Source organism: Streptomyces sp. SDr-06, assembly GCF_003324565.1.
Taxonomy (GTDB): domain Bacteria; phylum Actinomycetota; class Actinomycetes; order Streptomycetales; family Streptomycetaceae; genus Streptomyces.
Genome location: NZ_QOLA01000015.1, coordinates 108,115 through 127,259 on the forward strand (window position 1 = coordinate 108,115; position 19,145 = coordinate 127,259).

A 19,145-nucleotide genomic window follows, 5' to 3' on the forward strand; every position below is an offset into this window, starting at 1 on the left:
GGCCGTGAGGGGTACGGCCACACATCGGACAACTGCCGTGACAGCGCGCCGAGTTGAGGTCTCACCACACCAGGTGGAGCTCCTGCGGCGAGCGGTGGATCATCGTCGGGCGCATGACGACGGGTCTGTCCTCGGCCAGGCGCACGCCCGGCAGCCGCGCGGTCAGCAGCTCCAGGGTGATCCGGAGCTGCTCGCGGGCCAGCGACGACCCCGGGCAGCCGTGCACGCCATACCCGAAGGCCAGGTGGCGGGTGGGCGGGCGGGTGATGTCGAAGACGTCGGGCCGTTCGTGGCGGCTCGGGTCGCGGTTGGCGGATCCGTACGCCACGAACACCACGGCCCCGGTGGGCAGTTCGGTGCCGGAGAGCACGACCGGGCGGGTCGTGATGCGGCGGAAGCCCTGGATCGGGCTGTCGTAGCGGGCGGCCTCCTCGACGGCGGCCGGAATCAACTCGGGTTTTTCACAGAGCAGTTCCCACTGGGTGGGGTGGTGCATCAGGTGCAGCACGGTCGACCCGATCAGGGCGCTCGTGGTGAGGTGCCCGGCGAGCAGGAAGTTCTGCAGATGGGCCACCATCTCGTGGCGCTCGTCCAGCGTGAGCTCGGTGGCGGGCGACTCGCCGCCGGGGGCGAGCGCGCTGATCAGCGTGGTGAACAGGTCGTCCCGCGGGTGGGCGTGCCGCTCCCGTACATAGCGGTCCAGGAGGCGCTGCATCTCCACGACGTCGCGGGCCGCGGCGAGTTGGTCCTCCTCCGACAGCGGCCGGAACAGCAGTTGCTCGGCCTGGTGGCCGCCGTGCACGACGAGCGGGACGTCCGCCGGGTCCAGGCCCACCAGCCGTCCGATCACCTGCCCGGGCAGCTTGAGGGCGAACTCGGCCATGAGGTCGGCCGACCCGCGCCCGGCGAAGCCGTCGATCAGCGCCGCGGCCCGCTCCACGGCGTACGGCACGACCGCGGTGACGCGCGCGGGCGAGAGGCCGTGCACGATCGGGGCGCGCAGCCGCTGGTGCAGGGCCCCGTCGGAGCTGACCACGACGGGGCGGCCGCCGAAGCCCCGGCCCATCTCGGCGAGCACCGTGGGGCCCGGCAGGACGTCGGGACGCAGGGAGTTGGCGGAGGAGAACGCCTCGGGGCGGCGCAGGACTTCGCGTACGTCCGCGTCCCGGGCCACCAGCCAGGCGTCGAGCTCCGGCACGAAGGTCAGGCCTTCGGCGTGCCGGGCCCGCGCATAGTGCGGATAGGGGTCGCGCTGCAGCGCGTCGAGCCGAGCGTGCTCATGCCTGTCCACAGGCCCATCGTCTACGACGTCCGGCCACATCGGAAGAGCGCCGTGCGGGCAGAACGTGGCGCTTTCGCCGCCGGGGCTGTGGACGGGCCCGGCGGCGGTCGCGTACGCCTCAGGCGATCCGGTCGAGCACCCCGATGAGACGGGTGACGGTCGCCGCCATCGCCTGGCGGCCCACCGTCAGATAGGTGCGGGCGTCGACCGCCTCGGGGTGGGCGGCGAGGTAGGCGCGGATCGCGTCGGTCATGGCGATGTTGAGCGCGGTGCCGATGTTGACCTTGGCGATGCCGCCGGCCACCGCGGCCGCCAGCGCGTCGTCCGGGACGCCGGAGGAGCCGTGCAGGACCAGCGGGACCCTCAGCGCGTCGTCCAGGCGGGCCAGCAGGGCGTGGTCCAGTTCGGCGGTGCGCGAGGTCATGGCGTGGGTGCTGCCGATGGCGACGGCGAGCGCGTCGACGCCGGACTCGGCGACGAACTGCCGCGCCTGGCCGGGGTCGGTGCGCGCGCCGGGCGCGTGGGCGTCCAGCGGCGCCCCGCCGTCCTTGCCGCCGACCTGGCCCAACTCGGCCTCGATCCACAGCCCTTGGGTGTGCGCCCAGTCGGCTGCGGCGCGCGTCGCGGCCAGGTTCTCCTCGTACGGCAGGTGCGCGGCGTCGTACATGGCGGAGCTGAATCCGGCGTCGGCCGCCTGGCGCAGGAGTTCGTCCTGCTTGACGTGGTCGAGGTGGAGGGCGACCGGCACGGAGGCGGCTTCGGCGGCCGCCGCGGCGGCGCGGGCGAGCGGCAGGACCCGGCCGTAGCGGAATTTGACCGCGTTCTCGCTGACCTGGAGGACGACGGGCGAGCGGGCGGCCTCGGCTCCGGCGATGACGGCCTCGGCGTGTTCGAGCGTGATGATGTTGAAGGCCGCGACGGCGCGGCGTTTGACGGCGGCCTCGGCGACGAGTGTGCCGGTCCGTGCGAGTGGCATCAGTGCTTCCCCTTCACCTGGGTCCGGTGGTTCGGTGTCACGCGCCGGTCCGCGTCAGGCGCCGTCGAGGATGACCGAGCGGGTGAGGTGGCGCGGCCGGTCCGGGTCCAGCCCCCGGGCGGCCGCGACGGCGACGGCCAGGCGCTGGGCGCGGACGAGTTCGGCGAGCGGGTCGAGGCGGCCCTCGATCCACCGGGCGCCGGTGGCGGCCACCTGCTCGGCGAGGCCCTCGGGGGCTTCGCCGAACATCCAGGTGGCGGTCGTGGTGGTGGAGATGCTGATGGGGCCGTGGCGGTACTCCATCGCCGGGTAGGCCTCGGTCCAGGACAGCGACGCCTCGCGCATCTTGAGGGCGGCTTCTTGGGCGAGGCCGTTGGTCCAGCCGCGCCCGAGGAAGCTGAACTGCGTTGATTCCACGAGGCCTTCGGGCAGCGGCTCGGCCAGCGCGGTGCGGGCGTCGGCGACGGCCTGCTCGGTGTGCAGCCCGAGGTGGGCGCGCAGCAGGGTGAAGGCCGTGGTGGCGAAGCGGGTCTGGACGACCGACTCCTCGTCCGCGAAGTCGAGCACCACGATGTCGTCGGCCGCCTCCATCACGGGGGTGGTGGGGTCGGCCGTGATCGCGGTCGTACGGATGCGGCCGCGCACCTGGGCGAGGAGGTCGAGCACCTCGGTGGTGGTGCCGGAGCGGGTCAGCGCGACGACCCGGTCGTAGGCGCGGGAGGCGGGGAACTCGGAGGCGGCGAAGGCGTCGGTCTCGCCGAGGCCGGCGCTCTCGCGCAGGGCTGCGACGGCCTGCGCCATGAAGAAGGAGGTGCCGCAGCCGACCACGGCGACGCGTTCGCCGGGGGCGGGCAGGGCGTCCTTGTGCTGGAGGGCCAGTTCGGCCGCTCGCTTCCAGCATTCGGGCTGACTGTTCAGTTCGTTCTCGACATGGCTCATGCCGGGCTCCCACCCTCTGGATCTGACGCGTCCGCCGCTCACAGCGCCTGCTTGTTTCTGCAAAATATAGCTAGATTTCGAGCACTATCAAGCATTCAGGCGTGCGCTAAGGTCATTACGGACGGTTACCGGTACGAAGAACGGAGGGCGCGGATGTCCCGCGACGCCCGCTGGCAGGCGCTCCTCGAACTGCTCGTGGAGCAGGGCCGCCTCGACGTCGACGAGGCGGCGGCGGCGCTCGGGGTGTCGGCCGCGACGATCCGCCGGGACTTCGACCAGCTCGCCGAGCAGCAGATGCTGGTGCGCACCCGGGGTGGCGCGCTCGTGCACGGCGTCTCCTACGAGCTGCCCCTGCGCTACAAGACGGCGCGCCAGGCCTCGGAGAAGCAGCGCATCGCGAAGGCCGTGGCGGATCTGGTGGCCCCCGGCGAGGCGGTCGGCCTGACCGGCGGCACCACCACCACGGAGGTCGCCCGCGCCCTGGCCGTGCGGCCCGAACTGGCCACCGGGTCACCGGCGTTGACGATCGTGACGAACGCGCTCAACATCGCGAACGAGCTCGCGGTGCGGCCGCAGTTCAAGATCGTGGTGACCGGCGGAGTGGCCCGCCCCCAGTCGTACGAGCTCACCGGGCCGCTGGCGGGCGGGGTGCTCAACCAGATCACGATGGATGTGGCCGTGCTCGGCGTCGGCGCGTTCGACGTGACCCACGGCGCCTCGGCGCACGACGAGGACGAGGCCGGCATCAACCGGCTGCTCTGCGAGCGGGCCGAGCGCGTGGTGGTGGCGGCGGACTCCACGAAGCTCGGCAAGCGGACCTTCGCGCGGATCTGCGCGACGGCCCAGGTGGGCACCCTGGTCACCGACACGGGCATCTCACCGGAGACGGCCGCCCTCTTCACCGGGGCCGGGGTGACGGTCCTGGCGGTCTGACCCGCCAACAGACCTGCGTGATCGGCGGGTTGAAGGTGCCGGTCAGCCGATCCGCAGGGCCGGGAAGATGACCGACTCCATCAGGCCGAGCAGGGTGTCCTCACCCTGGAAGCGCTCCTCGAAGAGCCGCTCGACGCGCAGCATGCCCATGATCATGGGGGCGACATAGCCGACGGCCGGGTTGTCCGCCGCCACCTCGCCGCGCTCGATCCCGCGCCGGAGCATCGCGTCGAGTGCGGCGATCTCTGGGTTCAGGACGGTCTCGCGCAGCGCCTCGCGCAGGTCGGGGTGCTTGATGTAGGCCTGACCGACGGCTTCCATCAGCGCGGTGTCGGGGCCTTCCCTGCGGCCGACCACCCGGGCCGCCTCGCGCAGATCCCCGGCGAGCGTGCCGGTGTCGATGCCGGAGAAGAACGAGCAGCGGTTGCGGCCGAGCGCCGCCGTGACGAGCAGCGGCTTGTTCTTCCACTGGCGGTAGAGGGTGGCCTTGCCGCACTTGGTCCGCGCGGCGACCCCCTCCATCGTCACGGAGTCGTAGCCGCCCTCTCTCAGCAGGTCGAGCACCGCGTCGTACAGCTCCAGCTCACGCTCGGGGCTGATCTTGCTGCGACGGGCAGCGGCCGTGGCGGCCTGCGTCGACATCGTTCCCTCCGGAGAAGAACAAGGGGGTGCTCCTGCACGTACGAGAGTAGGCTCCGCTCAATCGAGACGCAAACGTATCGAGACGTTTGCGTCTCGATGAGTTTCGATCTAGCCTTCCTACGTTTGCTCAAGTTCTTTCCACGTATCGATCCAGGTTCAAAGGGGCCGGAGAATGTTTGCCGGTATAACCACGGGGGCGCGTCGCCAGACCCGCCCCGCCGGACCGGAGACGACCGCTTCCCGGCCGCCCCTGGTGCGCGAGCTGCTGCTCGTGACCGCGCTCTTCCTCGTCTACAAGTTCGGCCGCCAACTGGCGAACGGGCACGAGGCCCGCGCCTTCGACAACGCCGACCGCGTGTGGAGCTGGGAGCGCGCCCTGCACCTGCCCGGTGAGGGCTCGGTCCAGCATCTGCTGCTGCACGGCGACACCCTCGTCAAGGCCGCCAACACCTTCTACGCGACCGTGCACTTCCCGGCCACCGTGGCCTTCCTGGTCTACCTGTACCTGCGCCGCCCCAGCCACTACCTGTGGTCGCGCCGCGTGCTGGCCGGGCTCACGGCCGCCGCTCTGGTGCTGCACATCACGGTCCCGCTCGCCCCGCCCCGCATGCTCACCACGGCGGGTCTCGTCGACACCGCCCAGGTCTACGGGCCCTCCGTGTACGCGGCGACGCCGGACAACGACGCCATGGCGAACCAGTTCGCCGCGATGCCCTCGCTGCACTTCGGCTGGGCGCTGATGATCGCCATCGGGCTGATCATGGCGACCCGCGGCCGTTGGCGCTGGCTGTGGCTGCTGCACCCGGCGCTCACCCTGCTCGTGGTCGTCGGCACCGCGAACCACTACTGGCTGGACGCGATCGTGGCCACCGCGCTGCTCGGTGCGGTGCTCTACTTCGTGCCCGCGCCGCGGCGGCTCACAAAGTTGCCTGCGGCACCCAAGCCGCTCCGGCAGGCGTCGCACCCCGCGCCCGAGGCCACCCTCGCGTCCCAGCAGGCACCCACGTCCGCGCGCACCCCCGCGCCCCAGCTCTCCGAGGCCGTGCGATGAACGAATCCGCGCTGCTCGCCACCGTGCTCTCGCTCGCCTCGGCCGCCGGCTACGCGCTGGCCGCCGTCGGCCAGTCCCGGCTCGCCGCCCAGGGCGGCGGCGGGATCGGCCGGTTGCTCACCCGCCCGCTGTGGTGGTGGGCGGTCGGCCTGAACGCCGCCGGCGCGCTCATGCACGTGGCCGCGCTCCACTACGGCCCGCTGACCCTGGTCCAGCCGCTCGGCGCGCTCACCCTGGTCGCGGCCCTCCCGCTCTCCGCGTACTACGCGCGGCGCCGCGTCACCCGGCGCGAGTGGCGCGGCGCGGCCTGGACGCTGGCCGGGCTCACCGGCCTCATCGCGGTCACCGGCCCCGCCGCCCCGGGCGACGCGCTCAGCCTGAGCGAGGCGCTCGCCATCGCCGCGGCCACCGCGCTGCTGCTCGCCTTCCTCGTACGGGCCGGAGCGCACTCCGCGCGCGGCGGCGGCCTCGGCCACGCCACCGCGTCCGGCGTCGCCTCGGGCGTGGCGTCCGCGCTGACCCAGACGGTCACCGCCTCGCTGGCCCGCGAACTGCCCGGGGGCCCGCTCGCCTGGTGGCAGACCACCCTGCTCGCGGTGCTCGTCGCGACCTTCGCGGTCGGCGGTCTGCTGCTCTCGCAGGCGGCCTACCGCGGCGGCCTCGCCGCCCCGCTGGCCGTGGTGAACCTCGCCAACCCCGCGGCGGCCGCCGTCATCGGGGTCGCGCTGCTCGGCGAGAGCTTCCACGGCGGCCCGCTCGGCTGGCTGATCGCGGCCGCATCGGGGGGCGTCGCGGCCCGCGGAGTGCTCATGCTGACCGGCGCCACCCCCGCCGACCTGCCCGCCCCGCTGCCGACCGAGCTCCCGACCCCCGAGCCGGCGGTCCGGGTCACCGTCTGAGGGCGCCGCCTCACAGGTCGAGCGCGATCGCTTTCTCGCCAAGGGGGCACAGGGAGCCCGCCTCGGGGCCCGTCGAAGGCGGACCCCCGGCCCGGCCGTCCATCAGGCGTTGACGTCCACGATCGTGCGGCCGCGGACCTGACCGGCGAGGATACGCTCGGCGACGGCGGGAACCTCGCCCAGGCCGACCTGCGTGGTCATCTTCTCCAGCAGCGTCAGGTCCAGATCGCGGGCGAGCCGTTCGTACGCCCGCACGCGCCGCTCCATCGGGGCCTGTACGGAGTCGATGCCCACCAGGGTCACACCGCGCAGGATGAACGGCAGCACGGTGCCCGGCAGGTCGGTTCCCTGAGCCAGGCCGCAGCTGGTGACGGTGCCGCCGTAGCGGGTGCTCGCGAGGGCGTTGACCAGGGTGTGGCTGCCGACCGAGTCGACGGCCGCGGCCCAGCGCTCCTTGCCGAGCGGGCGGCCGGGGCCGGAGAGTGCGGCCCGGTCGATGATCTCGGCGGCGCCGAGTTCGCGCAGGTAGTCGCTCTCGGCGGGGCGACCGGTCGAGGCGAGCACCCGGTGGCCGAGCCTGGCGAGGAGCGCCACGGCGACCGAGCCTACTCCGCCTGCGGCGCCGGTGACGAGGACGTCGCCGCTGTCCGGGGTGACGCCCGCGTCCTCCAGGGCGAGCACGCTGAGCATCGCGGTGTATCCGGCGGTGCCGATGGCCGCCGCCTGCCAGGTGGTGAGGCCCGCCGGGAGCGGGACCAGCCAGTCGCCGCTGACCCGCGCCTTCTGCGCGAACCCGCCGTCGTGCTGCTCGCCGACGCCGTAGCCGTTGAGCACCACCTTGTCGCCGGGCGCGAACGAGGCGTGGCCGGACGACTCGACGGTGCCCGCGAGGTCGATGCCGGGCACCAGCGGATACGTGCGCACGATGCCCTTGCCGTGGGCGAGCGCGAGGCCGTCCTTGTAGTTGACGGTCGAGTAGTCCACGGCGATGGTCACATCGCCCTCGGGGAGCTCGCTCTCCTCCAGCGTGACGGTGTCGACCCGGTGGCCCTGCTCGTCCTGGGTGACACGGATGGCGCGGAATGACATCGAATCGATCTCCTGGCGTTCGGGTGCCTGTTCAGCCGTACGTCGATCTTGCCCCAGCCTTCCCTCCGTACATGCGGAGGGGCCGTACCGGACGGCTCACGGTACGGCCCCCGACCCGGTGGCGGGCGTCAGGTCACGCGATCTCGACGGAGAAGCCGTGGCCGGTCGACTGCGCCGGTGTCCTCACCTCCGTCACGCCGGTCGCGGGATCGACGTACCAGCCCGTGCCCGCGGCGGCCAGCTCCGCGGCGGAGCCGTAGCGGTGCAGTCGGCTCCCGCCGAGGGCGACGACGGTGGGAGCCGCCGTGGAGTGGACGGTGAACCGGTAGGAGCGGGCGGACGGCTTGCCCTGGTAACTGCCCACGCTGGCCCCGACGTCGAGGACCGAGGCACGTCCGGCCGAAGTGACCTGGACCCGCTGGGTGGCCGAGGCGCCCTGCGTGAACTGCCGGGTCACCCCGTCGTCCTCGTACAGCGTGTAGGAGGACGTGCCGAGCCGGGGGTAGATGTCGTAGTCCAGCTCGCCCTTGTCCCGGGTCTGCCAGGACGTCGTGCCCCGGGGCCACATCGGCACGATCGAGCCGCCCTTCACGAACAGCGGGAGCGTGTCGAGCGGGGCCGCGTAGTGGTCGATGGTCGTCGGGCCCTGGTAGGTCCGGCCCGTCCAGTAGTCGGTCCAGGTGCCCTTGGGCAGGTAGATGCCGTCGCGGACGCTGGTGTCGCTGTAGACGGGGGCGACCAGGAAGTCCGGCCCGGCCAGGAACTCGTACTTGGCCTTCGCACCAAGGGTGTTGGGATCGTCGGGGTACTCCAGGGAGAGCGGGCGGACCGCGCCGACGCCGGTCTTCGTGGCGTCCTTGGAGAGCCCGTACATGTACGGGAGCAGCCGCTCCTTGAGCTGGAGGTACTTGCGGTTGATGGAGGCGTACGGCTCGCCGTCCAGCCAGGGCTGCTGGTCGGCGGCCTTGCCGGTGGCGAGGTCCTTGGCCCAGCCGTCCATCGTCATGATGGCGGGCAGGAACGCCTTCCACTGGAGGTCACGGGTGTACAGCTTGGGGTCGTGGCCGAAGATGCTGCCGACGTCACCCGTGTTGTAGGCGATGCCGGACAGCGTGGCCCCCGCATAGGTGGGGATCTGCCAGCGCAGGTAGTCCCAGCTGAGCTTCTGGTCGCCGCTCCACAGGACGCCGCAGCGCTGCGCGCCGGCCCAGGAGACGGGCAGCCACACGAAGCCCCGCGCGTCGCTGTTGTTCTCGATGCCCGCCTTCGCCTGGTCGCAGGCGTTCAGGGCGAAGCCGTACCCGTTGCCGACCCAGGCCACGTCCAGCTTCGCCACCCGCTGGCCCGCCTTGACCTGGTCGGCGAGCTTGTCGAGGCCGTCCTGGGTCCACAGTCCGAGCTGGGCGTTGTGGGCCTGAAGGCCCTTGCCGGTCTCGGCGAGGTTCTCGTAGCCGCAGCCATAGCCGTCGTTGACGAGCATCCAGCCGAGCGGCATCTGGTTCCGGGTGTAGCCGTCGGCGACCTTGAGCGCGTCCAGGGTGTGCCGTTCACCCCGATTGGCGTTGTGCAGATAGCAGTCGGAGTCACCCGGTTCGAGCCCGTACACCGGCGGCATGAACGGCTTGCCCACCAGCGAGGTGTACTTCCCGATGACCGACTTCACGTCGCCGGTGAAGTAGTACGCGTCCAGGCGCCGTTCCTGCTGGCCCGTGCGCACCCGCGGCCCGAAGTCGTACACACCGGGCGTGAAGGTGTTGCGGAACACCCCGTATCCGGCGGAGGAGATGTAGAAGGGCTGCGAGTTGTTCCAGCCGCCCTCGTTCCAGTTGGTGTTGTTGCCCACGTTCATGACCTGGTCGCGGTGCGAGAAGCTGCCGTTCTGCTCGCCGCCGCCGAAGAACTGCTCGTCGGCGCCGCGTGTCAGGCTCTGCCGCATGCCGCCGGAGGTCCAGCGCAGCGGGTCGGCCTCGGACCAGATCACGGTCTTGTTGTCGCCCTTGTAGAGCGCGAAGCGGAGCGGCTTCTTGTAGACGCGCAGCACGACGTCCTTGCTCCGGATCCCGTAATAGGTGCCCGCGTTGAAGGACTTGGTGTTCTTCTGCGGCTTCGGCTCGGCCTGGATCATGTGGCTGCCGGGCGGGTCGGTGAACGTGCCGTCCGGGGCGGCCCGCAGCCGCAGCGTGTCGTCGGCCAGGAAGTCCACGCGGGCCTTCAGCGGACCTGCGGCGACGTCGTAGGTGCCGTCCTTACCGCCGAAGACCGTGAGGTCCCCGGCGTCGGTCGGCTCGGGCAGGTACGCGGTGCCCGTGAACGAGTTGTGGTGCACGTCGTAGGGCACGACGACCACGTGGTACGTCCCCGACGCCTTGGGGATGACGGTCGCCTCGGGGTCGGCGGTGCCCGCGCTGGAGGCCACCTGCTTCCCGGCGTCGTCGTAGATGTACAGGTCGAAGTCGTCGGTGGGGGTGGCCCATTGGATGGAGACGGGCACGCCGCCCTCCGGATTGTCGTCCCACTCGCCGGCCGGCGGTTTCACCGTCAGGTCGAAGCGGTCGCACACCGCGCCCGCGGGGTCCTGCGCGGGCGGCGGGCACTTGTCGGGTGAGCCGACGGTGCCCTTCTCATAGACCGGGCTCTGCCAGGTCAGGGACTTGGTGCCGCTGTCCAGGACACCGCCGGGCGGCGCCGCGGCCTCGGCGTGGGCGGCCGGAACGGCCAGCGCGGTGAGGCCGAGCGCGAGCGCCGAGAGCACGGCGACGGCGGGCCTTCGGGGCGGATGGGAGCGATGCCAGGGCGTCCGCAAGGGTTCATTCTCCGTTCGTACCGAGCAACAGCCGGGCGCGGCGTGCGCGTTCATGCTTGGAACAGTGGAGTTTCGAGCATCAAGATTCACCGTGAGGCGGGTACATGTCAACGCTTCAGGCAGGGGGAACCCATACTTCCGCAGCGGTGTCGGCGCGGGACGGAGCAAGGAGCCGAGTGGCCGTCCCGCCCGGCCCCCGGCGCGCGCACGCCTCAGCCCCGCCACCTGTCGGCTGCGCAGGGTGGCGGGGCTGGGTCACTTCTCGCGGCTGAACGCCCCTCCGGTCAGGAGGGCGCGTACGCCGTCACGGCAGGACGAACCAGTCCATGCCGAGCGCCGCGGCGAGGCCGACCACGAGGAGCCAAGACCCCAGCCGGGTGCGCCCGTTGCGGCTCAGCTCGATCACGACACCACACAGGATCAGGGCGAGCCCGTACACCCCGACCACCAGGACGGAGGACCGGGTCGCCAGGCGTACGACGAGGATCACCCCCATCGCCGCCATGAGCACACCCGCGGCCACCATCCGAACGCGCCGCGCCTGCCGCGGGGCCATACCCCGCCGCTCCCCCTCGTCGGCGGGCTCGGCGGGTTCGGCGCCGGCCGCACCACCGACGTGACCGGCAGGCTCGACCGGCTCGGCAGGCTCGGCGCCGGCCGCACCACCGACGTGACCGGTCCGCTCGACCGGCTTGGCGGGCTCAGCGGCAGGCGCGGCATCAGCGTGACCGGCAGGCTCGACCGGCTCGGCAGGCTCGGCGGGAGCAGTCTCGAAGGAGTTCGCGGTCTCGGGGGCGGGCCCGGCGCCGGTGTCGGTCGCGTCCTCGGCGGTCCCCGCGGCGCTCCCCGCGTCGGCAGCGGTCTCGGCGCCCTGGGTCCGTGAAGCCCCCTTCGCCGTGGGCGGGTTCGTGGCCTGCTTCGGTACCGCCCCTTCCGCCGCGCCACCGGCTCCACGCGCTTCCGGTGCCGCGTCCACCGCTTGTTCCTGATCCGAGGTGCTCATGAGCCCGGATCGTAATCGCTTCCCCCGTTACGGTGTTCCATCCTGGTCACGGCCGCGCCACACCTCGGCGTGAGCCCCCTCACAGACTGCCGCAGGCCGATTGCGTGCGGACCCCCGCCACCTGCGACGCTCCCCCGCTTTCCGGATCACTACGCGACAACCCGCAATCGGGTGTCAACTCCGCTTTGTCCGCTGGGACGTTGACCCCAATAGCAGGGCGAAATAGTCTTCCTCCATGTTCTCTACGGGGGTAGAGCACTGCTCTTGGGAGCGATGGGCGAGAGACCGACGCCGAAGAACGTCGATCATTCCGCTGATCCGCGGCCCGGTCGATTCGCCGGGCACATCTGATCCACCCGCCGGGCCGCACGGCCCCGTAGTCGTGGATTCCGCTTTTGCACGCAGCACGGGGGAAGCACGTTGAAAGTTCGCCTGCTCGGGCCCCTTGAATTGACCGACGGACACATCACGTTCAAGGTACCCGGTGAAAAGCTCAGGGCGCTCGTGGCCGCACTCGCCCTTTCGCCCAACCGTCCCGTCTCACGCAACGACCTCATCGACGAACTGTGGGGCGAGGATCTCCCACGGAATGCCGAGAACTCCCTTCAGGGCCATGTGGCCCGGCTCCGTCGTGTCATCGAATCCCGCACGGGCCACGACGGTCTTCGGGAACTCGTGCGCACCTCCAGCTTCGGCTACGCCCTGGCACTCCCGGAGTGCGACGTGGACGCCACCCTGTTCGAGTCGCTGGTGCGGGAGGCGACGTCGGCGGGTTCCGGTGACCCCGACCGGGTGGTGCGGCTGCTGACCGAGGCACTCGCGCTGTGGCGCGGGCCCGCGCTGCTCGACGCCGGGCAGGGACTGATCAGCCGCATGGCGTACACCCGGCTCACCGAGATCCGGCTCACCGCGTACGAGCACCTCTTCGACGCCGAACTCACCCGGGGGCTGCACCGCGAAGTCGTCACGGAACTCCAGCAGTTGCACGCCCAGTACCCCTTGCGGGAGCGGTTCTGCGAGCAGCTCATCACCGCCCTGTACCGCTCGGGACGCCAGGCAGAGGCGCTGGACGCCTACCACCGCACCCGTCGGCGGCTCTCGCACCACCTGGGTCTGGAGCCCGGTGAGGCGCTGCGCGCCAGGTTCCAGGGCATCCTGCGCCAGGAGCCGGTGCCTGCCGGGCACTGAGTTGTGCGACAGGGACAACAGGCTTTATTTCAAAGGGAGTTGGTGACGCGCAACAGCCGCCAGATGGCGCCCGCCCGGGCCCTGCCCTGGAAGGCCAGGTACTCGGGCAGGACCAGGTGCGGCGCCCATTTCTGCTTGTACGCCAGCTGGCTCGCGGCGGGGTACACCTTCTCGCCGTGTGCGGCGAGCTGCCGCAGGAACCAGGCCGTGGGCCGGCTGGCCGAAGGCGCCTCGTGCTCGGGCGCGAGGCCGGTGAACGGGGTGAAGCCGAGGTGCAGCCACTCGGCGCCCTCCGCACGGAAGGTCTCCACGGCCGTCAGGTTGATCGCCTCCAAAAGGCCCGGGGCGGACCGCGGCACCCGGCGGCTGAGGTCGTGCAGCAGCCCGGGGCGGCGGCCGAAGGCGGGCGCGTACGAGATGTAGGCGACCGGTTCGCCCGCGATCCGCCCGGCGAACAGCCTGCGGTGGGCCTGCCCCGGCCCGCCCAGCTGGCCCACGAGGAACTCGATCTCCTTGACGTGCCGCCCCTTGCCCCGCAGCCACTGCCGGTCGATGGCCCGCACCGCGTCGGCCATCGCCTCGTACGGCTCCTCGGACACGGTGAGTCCGCTGCGGCGCGCCCGGGAGACCTTGTTGCGCAGTTTCACGAAACGCGAGCCCTTGAGCCCGAATTCGGTGAGGCGCAGGGAGTACGAGGCGCCGACCTGATTCACAGTGAATCCACAGCGCGCGTAGAGGGAGACGTCCTCGCTCTGCAACTGGACGGCCGCGACGGTTGAACGGCGTGCCCGCGCGAAGTCGAGGAAATCACGCAGGAGTTCCTCCCGCGCACCCTCCGGCGCGAAGACCCCGCCGAACTGCATCAGATACCGCCCCGCACTCCGATAGGCGATCACACCCGCCCTTCCCGGCACGGTGAAGTACTCGTTTCCCGTATTCATCGCCAGAAACGCGCTGGGATGGTCCGCGTGGTCCTGCAGTTCCTTCAGTACGCCGTCCATGGCAAGGACATGACCGGTCATCGAAGCTCCTCCCCTGGTCCCGCGAATCCTCGCACCGCACCCCGTCGAATTCCCTGACGCGGGCGTCTCAGTGCCGTCTCAGGTGCTTCTCAGGCCGCCCTGGAAAATTGACCGCGAAACATTCAGGCAATTCCGCCGCGCACCACGGGGCGGACATACACGGGGGCCTCGCGTGACCGGAATATCAGCGAAATCGCGTGCACTGCTTCATCCCGACGACGTGCTGCTCGCCCGGGGAGCGCGTTCCTACGGTTCGTACGTGGCGGGCAGGAGTGTGCCGGGCGAGGAGTGGGTGTACGTCGTCGATGCGGCGGCCCTGCTCGACGACGCGTTCACCAGCCTCACGCTCAAGCGGAAGCTGGAGAAGGGCTGGACGCCGATCGGGCCGCTGCCCGACTGTGTCGTCGCCCGCGTCGCCAAGGCTTCCGCCGCCACGGTCGAGGAAGCGCTCTCAGCCGCTGCGGGCGCCGCCGCCGAGTGGGGTGCGATGCCCTTGGACGTACGCCTCGACGAAGTCTGCACCCGGCTGCGCGAGCGGATCGCCGAGCGCACCGACGAGATCATCGAGGTGCTCGTCCAGGAGGGCCATCCGCTGGCGCTCGCCCGCTGGGAGGTGTCCGGGATGCTCCAGTGCTGGAGCCCGGAGTCGATCGCCTTCTACCACTCCCAGATGATCCAGGAATTCCGGCACGGGGTGCGCGAGATCTCCGTGCGGCGCCGCCCGGACGGGGTGGTCTGCCTCAACCCGCCGCAGAACGCGCCCATGGCCAGCGCCCTGCTCGGGGTGTACTCGATCTTCGCGGGCAACGCCCTGGTGGTGCGGGCGCCGCGCAGCGGCCCGCTCGGCGTGATGTACGCGCTCCAGGAACTGGTCGCCCCCGTGCTGGACGAGGTGGGCGCGCCGCCCGGCACGCTCGGTGTGGTGTGCGGCGACCCGGGGCCGATGCTGAACACCTGGCTGGCCAGTGAGCACGTCGACGACATCATGTACTTCGGCGCCAGCGAGAGCGGTCTGCGGTTCCAGGAGCGCTGCATCGCCGCCGGAAAGAAGCCGATCCTCGAACTCGCCGGCAACGACATCGTGACGGTCTGGAAGGACGCCGATGTCGAACTCGCCGCCGAGGCGCTGACCGAGGGTTTCTACGGCTCGGGCCAGCTCTGCATGATTCCCAACCAGGTGGTCGCCCACCCCGAGGTCGCCGACGTCCTGGTGGCCGAACTGGTCCGGCAGGCTCAGCGGATCAGGCCCGGTCGCGCGGCCGACGAGGGGGTGCTGCTGACCCCGGTGCTGCGCAACGAGAAGTTCTTCGCGTGCCTCGACGACGCCCTGGCCCACGGCGCCGAACTGGTCTGCGGCGGCCACGCGATGCAGCTCGACGGAGCCCGCGACGCCAACGGCATCTTCCTGGAGCCGACGGTGGTCCGGGTGGACGGGCTCGCACAGGCACGGCGGGTGCAGGCGGTGCGGCACGAGACGTTCTTCCCGCTGCTCCCGGTCGTCGTGGCCGAACCGGCCCCGGACGAGGAGCTGTTGGCGTCGTTCATCGACTTCGTGAACACCAACTGGTACGGCCTGCGCAATTCGCTGTGGGCCCGGGACCGCGCGGTCGTCGACCGGTTCGTGGCCCGGGTCACCGAGGGCGGCCTGCTCAAGGTCAACGACTCGCACATCGGCTTCCTGCCCTATCTGCCCTCGCACGGCGGCACCGGACTGACCGGCGGCGTGTTCGGCGAGGCCAACTACCCGATGCTGCGCACCACCCATGTCCAGGGCGTGAGCGTGGCACCCGGCGGCATCCGGCCGCGCGACGCCGTGTTCGGCACCGACAGCAGCGCGGCCTGAGGAGGACCCGATGCGTTCGACCCAACGAGCCGCCGAGGTCTGCGAGGCCTTCCTGCCCGGACTGCTCGGCAAGCTGGCGGACGTCCCGATGGCCGAACTGGAGGCGCCGGGCAGCCCGGCCATCGCCCACTTCAAGGCGTGCGGCGGCCCGGCCCTGGTGATTCCGCGGGCGTACCAGGGTGCCGGTGCCACGCCGATGGAAGCGCTCTCAGTGGTGCGGGCCATCGCGGCGCTCTCGCCGTCGCTGGCCGTGGGCACCACCATGCACCACTTCTCGGTGGCGACCCTGTTCACGCTCGCCGACAGCATCCAGAGCAGCGGCATGGAGTGGGCCCTGCTCGAAGGAATCGCCGAGCAGGGGCTCCTGGTCTCCTCCGGCTTCGCCGAGGGACGGCCGGGCCAGGGCATCCTGTCGCCGACGATGACCGCGGCCAAGGCCGACGGCGGCTATCGCGTCAGCGGCTCCAAGAAGCCGTGCAGCCTGGCGCACTCCATGGACCTGCTCACGGCGTCCGTGGCCCTGCCCACCGACTCCGGCACCGAGATGGCGGTGCTCCTCGTGCCGCGCGCGACGCCGGGCCTCACCGTCCACCCGTTCTGGAAGAGCTGGGCGCTCGCGGGCGCCGAGAGTGACGAGGTGCGCCTGACCGACGCGTTCGTGGACGAACAGCTGGTGGTGCGGCCCGAGTTGGGGGACACCGGCGAACTGGACGAGCTCCAGACGGTCGGCTTCATCTGGTTCGAGCTGCTGATCTCGGCCTCGTACCTGGGCATGGCGGGCGCCCTGGTCGACCGGGCCCACGCCTCCGGCCGGGGCAGCACCGGCGACCGCGCCGAACTCTTCACGACGTACGAGAGCGCCGGACTTCTCCTGGAGGGCGTGGCGCGGATGCTCGGGGACCGCGAACACGCGAACGAGGCGCTCGCCAAGACCCTGGTGGCGCGGTACGCGGCCCAGGACGCCCTCGGCCGGGCCGTGCGGCTCGCGGTCGAGATGCTCGGCGGCATGGCGTTCGTCGGCTCGTCCGACGTGGCCTATCTCGCCGCGGTCTCGCACGGGCTCTCCTTCCACCCGCCGTCCCGGGCGAGCTTCGCCGCGCCCTACCTCGACCATGTCGACGGCCGCCCGCTGCGGCTGTCCTGAAGGAGGTGGACACCATGACGGTCACGACCCCGCCGACCGGGGAACTGCCCGGCCGCGAGGCACTGGGACGCCTGTACCGGGCCCGGCTCAGCAAGGGCAGGGCGACGCTCGGCGAGCTGTTCGGCGGGCACGTGGAGGTGGCCTCCGAGGGGGCCTGGGTCACCACGGCCGAGGGACGCAGGTTCCTCAACTGCGGCGGTTACGGTGTCTTCCTCACCGGAGCGAAACACCCCACGGTGCTGCGCCACGTGCGCGAACAGCTGGAGCACCATCCGGTGGCGACCCGCCTGTTCATGGAGCCCCAGGTGGCACTCGCCGCCGAGGCCCTGGTGTCGGTGGCCCCGCCCGGCCTCGAGCGGGTGCACTTCGCGGGCTCGGGCGCCGAAGCGGTGGAGGCCGCGATCAAGGTGGCCCGCACCCGCGGCAGGACCCGGCTGATCTCGATGGCGGACGGCTACCACGGCAAGACGATGGGAGCGCTCAGCCTCACCGGCAAGGACGTCTTCCAGGACCCGTTCCGCCCGCTGCTGCCCTCGGCCAGCCATGTGCCGTACGGCGACGCGGAGGCGCTGCGCAAGGAGCTCGCCGCCTGCCCGGGCGAGGCGTGCGTCTTCGTCGAACCGGTGCAGGGCGAGGCTGGGGTCGTCATTCCGCCGCCCGGCTATCTGGGCACGGTGGAGAGCATGTGCCGGGAGTACGGCGCGCTGCTCGCGGTCGACGAGATCCAGACCGGTCTCGGACGGCTCGGCACCTGGTGGGGCTGCGGCCCCGAGGGGGTGCGCCCCGATCTGCTGCTCGTCGGGAAGGGCCTCAGCGGCGGCGTGGTGCCGGTGTCCGCGGTGCTCGCGACGCCGGAGGTGTTCGAGGCCTTCGACCGCGACCCGTACCTGCACACCTCGACGTTCTCCGGCGCGCCGCTCGCGATGGCCGCCGCGCGCGGGGCGATCGCGGCGCTGCGCGAGGACAACCTGGTCGGGCGGGCCCGGGTGCTCGGCGACGAGATCCTCCGGGTGGTGGGCCGCATCGTGCGCGGCCACTACGGACCGGCCGTGCGGGAGGTGCGCGGGCGCGGGCTGCTGCTGGGCATCGAGTTCGCGGAGCCGGGCCCGGCGGGCGATCTGCTGATCGAACTGGTCCAGCACGGCGTCATCGCCAACCACTCCCTCAACTCCCATCTGGTCCTGCGGCTCACCCCGCCCGCGGTCCTGACCCGCGGCGACCTGGACTTCCTGTACGAGGCGGTGGACCGGGCCTGTCGGGCCCAGGCCGCGCGCCACACACCGACCTGTGAAAGTGGCTGAGACACCATGCGCAGTACGCAACTGACCGTCCGCGTCGAGGCGGTCTGCCCCGGCACGGCCTACCACCGCATCAAGGACTACGCCCGCTACCCCGAACTCGCGCCCGTCGTACGGTCCGTGACGGTCCATGAGGTGAGCGAATCCGAGGAGCGCAGCGACTGGGAGGTGTACTTCCGCAACGGCATCCTGCGCTGGACCGAGACCGACCGCTTCGACGAGGCGAGGCTGCGCATCGTCTTTCGCCAACTCGAAGGCGACTTCGCCGAGTTCGCCGGTACGTGGTCGGTAGCCGAGGACGGCGGGGACTGCCTGGTTCACTTCGCCGCCGAGTTCGACTTCGGCATACCGAGCCTGGCGGGAATTCTCGACCCGGTCGCGGCCCGGGTGCTCAAGGAGACCATCGGCGTGGTCGTCACCAGCCTCTTCGAGCGGGCCCACGTGGTCGGCGACGAGCCGGTGGCACGCGCGGTCGCCCGGGCCACCGTCGACGCGCCCGCTCGGGGCCTGCCGGGAGCGGCCGCCTGATGGACGCCAAGAACCTCTTCGAGACTCCGGTGACCTACCGGCTCGTCCGCCTGGAGTACGCGGTCGGGCTCGGCGTCGCCGCCGGGCTCTTCTTCGCCCACCTCGGCGAGGTGCGGTGGACGGTGGCGGCCGGCCTGTTCGCCTACATCGACGTGGTGGGCTATCTCCCGGGCGCGCTCGCCCACCACCGCAGCCCGAACGGCCGTATCCCGCACGCGTATTACGTGCTGTACAACGTGATGCACAGCCTGGCCACGCAGACGCTGGTGGCCCTGGCGTGGATCTGGCTGTTCGGCGCCGAGTGGGCGCTGCTCGCGCTGCCGATCCACCTGTTCGGCGACCGCGCGATCTTCGGGAACTTCCTGAAGCCGTTCGGCGTGAGCTTCGAGCCCGTGACGCACCCCGCGTACCAGCGCTTCAGCGGCGAATACGCGGCCGGAGCCACGGGCGGGGAGCGGCTCGCCGCCCGGCTCGACGCGAGGTCGTCATGACGGCGCCGGGGACC

Annotated in this window: 17 protein-coding genes; 9 read left to right on the top strand and 8 right to left on the bottom strand. The window is 71.5% G+C overall.

Features of this window, described 5'->3' with window-relative positions; genetic code table 11:
• Nucleotides 1-61: 61 nt before the first annotated feature.
• The 3 genes from DT019_RS26615 to DT019_RS26625 form a co-directional block, all read right to left on the bottom strand.
• Nucleotides 62-1,291: a cytochrome P450 gene (locus DT019_RS26615; RefSeq protein ID WP_189389943.1), complete on the bottom strand. Its 1,230-nt coding sequence runs from the start codon at nt 1,289-1,291 to the stop codon at nt 62-64.
• Between the two features lie 109 nt (nt 1,292-1,400).
• Nucleotides 1,401-2,258 (bottom strand): ketose-bisphosphate aldolase, encoded by an 858-nt coding sequence (locus tag DT019_RS26620; protein ID WP_114039459.1) that lies wholly within the window; start codon nt 2,256-2,258, stop codon nt 1,401-1,403.
• 54 nt (nt 2,259-2,312) lie between these two features.
• Nucleotides 2,313-3,197 (bottom strand): SIS domain-containing protein, encoded by an 885-nt coding sequence (locus tag DT019_RS26625; protein ID WP_114039460.1) that lies wholly within the window; start codon nt 3,195-3,197, stop codon nt 2,313-2,315.
• Between the two features lie 153 nt (nt 3,198-3,350).
• On the opposite strand from DT019_RS26625, the gene DT019_RS26630 reads away from it, so the two are divergent.
• Nucleotides 3,351-4,130, top strand: coding sequence for a DeoR/GlpR family DNA-binding transcription regulator (locus tag DT019_RS26630; RefSeq protein ID WP_114039461.1), 780 nt, complete (start codon nt 3,351-3,353; stop codon nt 4,128-4,130).
• A 42-nt stretch (nt 4,131-4,172) separates the two neighbouring features.
• On the opposite strand, the gene DT019_RS26635 is transcribed toward DT019_RS26630, so the two are convergent.
• A complete protein-coding gene (locus DT019_RS26635) occupies nt 4,173-4,772 on the bottom strand; it encodes a TetR/AcrR family transcriptional regulator (RefSeq protein WP_114039462.1) in 600 nt (199 codons plus the stop codon).
• 172 nt (nt 4,773-4,944) lie between these two features.
• On the opposite strand from DT019_RS26635, the gene DT019_RS26640 reads away from it, so the two are divergent.
• The gene (locus DT019_RS26640; protein WP_114039463.1) at nt 4,945-5,823 is read left to right on the top strand and encodes a phosphatase PAP2 family protein; all 879 of its coding nucleotides are present in this window, start codon (nt 4,945-4,947) and stop codon (nt 5,821-5,823) included.
• The gene (locus DT019_RS26645; RefSeq protein WP_114039464.1) at nt 5,820-6,722 is read left to right on the top strand and encodes a DMT family transporter; all 903 of its coding nucleotides are present in this window, start codon (nt 5,820-5,822) and stop codon (nt 6,720-6,722) included. The genes DT019_RS26640 and DT019_RS26645 overlap by 4 nt, the downstream gene beginning before the upstream one ends.
• Nucleotides 6,723-6,824: 102 nt before the next feature.
• On the opposite strand, the gene DT019_RS26650 is transcribed toward DT019_RS26645, so the two are convergent.
• The 3 genes from DT019_RS26650 to DT019_RS41110 all read right to left on the bottom strand — a co-directional run bounded on the left by DT019_RS26650 (nt 6,825) and on the right by DT019_RS41110 (nt 11,617).
• Nucleotides 6,825-7,811 (bottom strand): MDR family oxidoreductase, encoded by a 987-nt coding sequence (locus DT019_RS26650; protein WP_114039465.1) that lies wholly within the window; start codon nt 7,809-7,811, stop codon nt 6,825-6,827.
• 133 nt (nt 7,812-7,944) lie between these two features.
• Nucleotides 7,945-10,137, bottom strand: coding sequence for a TIM-barrel domain-containing protein (locus tag DT019_RS26655; RefSeq protein WP_411292738.1), 2,193 nt, complete (start codon nt 10,135-10,137; stop codon nt 7,945-7,947).
• 781 nt (nt 10,138-10,918) lie between these two features.
• Nucleotides 10,919-11,617 (bottom strand): hypothetical protein, encoded by a 699-nt coding sequence (locus DT019_RS41110; RefSeq protein WP_411292736.1) that lies wholly within the window; start codon nt 11,615-11,617, stop codon nt 10,919-10,921.
• Nucleotides 11,618-12,067: 450 nt separating this feature from the next.
• Here DT019_RS41110 and DT019_RS26665 point away from each other — a divergent pair, with 450 nt between their 5' ends.
• The gene (locus tag DT019_RS26665) at nt 12,068-12,805 is read left to right on the top strand and encodes an AfsR/SARP family transcriptional regulator (protein WP_223279765.1); all 738 of its coding nucleotides are present in this window, start codon (nt 12,068-12,070) and stop codon (nt 12,803-12,805) included.
• 29 nt (nt 12,806-12,834) lie between these two features.
• Here the strand turns inward: DT019_RS26665 and DT019_RS26670 are convergent, their stop codons facing one another.
• Nucleotides 12,835-13,806 (bottom strand): bifunctional lysylphosphatidylglycerol flippase/synthetase MprF, encoded by a 972-nt coding sequence (locus tag DT019_RS26670; protein WP_114039467.1) that lies wholly within the window; start codon nt 13,804-13,806, stop codon nt 12,835-12,837.
• Between the two features lie 280 nt (nt 13,807-14,086).
• Between DT019_RS26670 and DT019_RS26675 the strand changes: the two genes are divergently transcribed.
• The 5 genes from DT019_RS26675 to DT019_RS26695 are packed head-to-tail and all read left to right on the top strand — an operon-like array spanning nt 14,087 to nt 19,131.
• Nucleotides 14,087-15,670 (top strand): aldehyde dehydrogenase, encoded by a 1,584-nt coding sequence (locus tag DT019_RS26675; protein WP_317617804.1) that lies wholly within the window; start codon nt 14,087-14,089, stop codon nt 15,668-15,670.
• 10 nt (nt 15,671-15,680) lie between these two features.
• Nucleotides 15,681-16,814, top strand: coding sequence for an acyl-CoA dehydrogenase family protein (locus tag DT019_RS26680; RefSeq protein ID WP_114039469.1), 1,134 nt, complete (start codon nt 15,681-15,683; stop codon nt 16,812-16,814).
• Nucleotides 16,815-16,828: 14 nt separating this feature from the next.
• A complete protein-coding gene (locus DT019_RS26685) occupies nt 16,829-18,115 on the top strand; it encodes an aspartate aminotransferase family protein (RefSeq protein ID WP_114039532.1) in 1,287 nt (428 codons plus the stop codon).
• Nucleotides 18,116-18,121: 6 nt separating this feature from the next.
• Nucleotides 18,122-18,640 carry a type II toxin-antitoxin system RatA family toxin gene (locus DT019_RS26690; protein ID WP_114039470.1) on the top strand — a complete coding sequence of 173 codons (519 nt, stop codon included), beginning with the start codon at nt 18,122-18,124 and terminating at the stop codon, nt 18,638-18,640.
• Nucleotides 18,640-19,131 (top strand): hypothetical protein, encoded by a 492-nt coding sequence (locus DT019_RS26695; RefSeq protein ID WP_114039471.1) that lies wholly within the window; start codon nt 18,640-18,642, stop codon nt 19,129-19,131. Before DT019_RS26690 ends, DT019_RS26695 begins: the two co-directional genes overlap by 1 nt.
• Nucleotides 19,132-19,145 lie beyond the last annotated feature (14 nt).